Raw genomic sequence first — 3,055 nt, forward strand, 5'->3', positions numbered from 1 at the left:
AGCCGCCTTGACGGACGGTGCACCGACATCGGCGCTTCTGCTGCTGGATGCCGAGGCGACTGGTGTCGAGCTGGCTGCGATGTCCGCTTCGACCCCGACCGATGCCGACCGGAAACAGCCGATTGATCCCGCGCACCCGGCCTACGTCATCTACACGTCCGGCTCGACCGGTAAGCCGAAAGGTGTCGTCGTTACACGCGAGGGGCTTTCAAATCTCGCCTATGCCCAGATCGAACGGTTTGCGATTTCGGAACAGTCTCGGGTCGCGCAGTTCGCATCCTTTAGTTTCGACGCCGCCTTTTCGGAAATCGCCACGGCACTGGTCTCCGGTGCGGGTCTTGTGATCTGGCCAAGACAGGCTTTCACAGATCCCGCGGCCTTGAAGACATTCATGTATGCGCAACAGGTAACGCATATCACGTTGTCGCCGAGCCTCTTGAGCGTGATGTCGACGACAGATCTTCCCGAAGGTTGTGTGCTGGTAACGGCCGGTGAAGCCATCAGCGTGCCGGAAGTTCGCAGATGGTCTGACCGTTGTTGCCTCGTCAATGCTTACGGCCCTACGGAAGTGACCGTGTGCGGTTCCATGAGCTTGCCGCTGACACCTGTTCAGGAAGTCGATATCGCGCCCATCGGGTTGCCGATCTGGAATTCCAGCCTCTACGTACTTGATCAAACGCTTCAGCCCGTCCCGAACGGTGTGGCTGGAGAACTGTACATCGGCGGTGTCGGTCTTGCACGGGGCTATCAGAACCTTGCGGATCTGACCTCTTCCAGATTTGTCGCCGATCCGTTCGCCGGTGCCGGACAGCGAATGTACCGAACTGGAGATCTTGTTTATCGGGCGGAGGACGGCAACCTCTTTTTCCTGGGCCGCAGTGATGCGCAGGTCAAGGTCCGGGGACGACGTATCGAGCCGGGCGAGATCGAACGTGTGCTTCTGGAACGCAGCGATGTCGCCCAATGTCTCGTGAGCGTCTACAGCGACCGGAAGGGCGCTTCGAGGCTCGTTGCCTATGTGATCGGGCAGGAAAGATCGGATCCAAGTGCAGAAGAGCTGCAGCGCTACTGCGCCGACCGTCTGCCGGATTATATGGTTCCGGCACAGATAGACCTCTTGCCCTACTTGCCAAGGCTTCCGAACGGCAAGATCGACAGGAAGGCCCTGCCGGCACCCAGCCGCCCGCAAAGAGCTGAAGAAACAAGACGGCAGTCTCCGGCAGAACAGGCGGTAGCCGCCGCTTTTGCCGAAACGCTCGGCATTTCACCTCCCGCGCTTGACGACAGCTTCTTCGGTCTCGGCGGCGACAGCATATCGGCAATCCGGCTTGTTGGACTGTTGCGTCGAAAGGGTCTCAAGGCAACACCGAAAGACGTCTTCGATCACAAGACGGTTGCAAAGCTTGCGAGCGTGGCAAGGACGCTTGAAGGGCCGGAAGTCAATGAACTGAAGGAGTTTGAGCCAGATGCCGTTTTGCCGACGCCAATCCTGCGCTGGTTTGCAGAACTGGGTGGTCCCGCCGACGGCTTTTTCCAGTCGACCTGTCTGATGCTTCCCAAAGAGGTAAATGCCGAATTCCTGCAAACAGCTCTGGGGGCAATCGTCCAGCGGCACGGGATGCTGCGGGCTCGAGCGAACAAGACTACACCGGCGATGAAGATTGCTCCGGTTGCCGAGTTCACTGATGTTTTCCCTGTCAAGCACATCAGCCTGAGTGAGATCGAAAATGAAAACGGGCTGAAAGATCTTCTGGAAGAAGAGCATGCCGCCGCAGTTGAGGCCTTGTCTCTTTCCAGAGGCAAGGTGTTCAGTGCCATCTGGTTTGACCGTGGCCAGATGGAGCCGGGTCTGCTTCTGCTTGTGGCGCACCACCTGGTGATCGATGGTGTCTCCTGGCGCATCCTGACCGACGATCTTCGGACAGCTTGGGACGATTGGTTGGCCGACCGCCCGATCAGCCTGGAACCTGAAAGCACTTCTTTCCCTGCGTGGAGCAGGCTGCTGCAAGCCGATGCGGCCTCCGATGCGCGCGTATCTGAAGAGGGGTACTGGAGCGCGCTTCTATCATCCGGCGCTGAGCGCTTTCTGGCAGGTGATCTGGATCGCAGGCTAGATACGGTTCAGACGTTGAAGTCCCTTGCCAGCCTTCTGAGCGCTGAGGAAACCGAGCAGATCCTGACCCGTCTGCCTGCTCTTTACAGCTGCGGACCGCAGGATGTGCTTCTGGCGGCACTTGGCCTTGCCGTTGGGGCTTTCAAAACTTCCAGGTTTGGAAAACCGGGTGGTCCGATCCTGTGTGACGTCGAAGGGCATGGACGCGAAGCGATTGGAGACGCCGACCTCAGCCGAACTGTCGGCTGGTTCACTAGCGTCTTCCCGGCACGGCTGGAGGTAACGACGGCAGGGAATGGCATTTCCGGTATCTCCGACGCGAACCTGAAGCAGCTCATCATCGAGATCAAGGAGCAAGCCTCCGCACGTCCCGATCATGGCCTTGGTTATGGAATGCTGCGGTATCTCAACAAGGAGTCTTCCGCCAAACTTGCGAGCGAAAACAAGGCGCAGATCGCCTTCAACTATCTCGGTCGTTTTCCGGCGGGCGCTGGTGGTGCTTGGAGCGCGGCATCGCTCTTCGGAGGAATGCGCGGTGGTTTCGATCCGGCAACACCGCTTGCTCACATGCTTTCCATCGATTGTCAGGCGATCGAAGAGGAAAAGGGCTTTTCCCTCCAAACCGAGTTCGGGTTTGCCAGCCGACATCTTTCGGAAAAAGAGACCGCTGAATTCAGGACACTCTGGGAAGAAGCTCTGATCCGGCTGGCAGCACACGGCAACTGGTCTAAAGCCGGTGGTCAGTCGCCTTCGGACTTCCCGCTGGCTGCTGTTTCCCAGGACGAAGTCGACTTGCTTGTTCAACGCTACGGCAGTTTGCTATCGACGGTGTGGCCGTTGACGGGCCTTCAGTCGGGCTTGCTGTTTCATGCCTTGATGGACGCTGAGACGGGCGAGGACGCCTACAAGGTGCAGACGGTTGTCAGCCTCGATGGCCCGGTG

General features: G+C 58.7%; 1 protein-coding gene. It reads left to right on the top strand.

Annotated elements, in window-relative coordinates:
- Positions 1 to 3,055 (top strand): AMP-binding protein (locus Q666_RS57980; RefSeq protein WP_023002279.1); only part of this gene is annotated, 3,055 nt, incomplete at both ends.

It is taken from the genome of Labrenzia sp. C1B70, from assembly GCF_000475395.1.
GTDB lineage: Bacteria > Pseudomonadota > Alphaproteobacteria > Rhizobiales > Stappiaceae > Roseibium > Roseibium algicola.